Consider the following 311-nt stretch of genomic DNA (forward strand, 5'->3'; position numbering starts at 1 on the left):
TCCTGGCCTCGGTGGGCTCGGTGTCGCCGTATGTGGGCCTGTTCGGCACGGTGTGGGGCATCATGCACGCCTTCACCGGCTTTGCCGGCATGGAGCAAGTCACGCTGGCCACCGTGGCACCCGGCATTGCCGAAGCCCTGGTGGCCACGGCCATCGGCCTGTTTTCAGCCATCCCCGCCGTGATCGCCTACAACCGCTTCGCCCGCGACATCGACCGCGTGGCCACGCACCAGGAGACCTTCATCGAAGAGTTCTCCAACATCCTGCAGCGCAACCTGGGCGCCCAGCCCGCGTCCATGGGCCACACGGCC

1 protein-coding gene is annotated in these 311 nt (G+C 67.5%); it reads left to right on the forward strand.

Annotated elements, in window-relative coordinates:
• On the forward strand, nt 1-311 hold a 311-nt coding region (locus DBV10_RS22630), incomplete at both ends, for a MotA/TolQ/ExbB proton channel family protein (protein WP_199740241.1).

It is taken from the genome of Acidovorax sp. FJL06 (assembly GCF_003852545.1).
Taxonomy (GTDB): Bacteria; Pseudomonadota; Gammaproteobacteria; order Burkholderiales; family Burkholderiaceae_C; genus Acidovorax.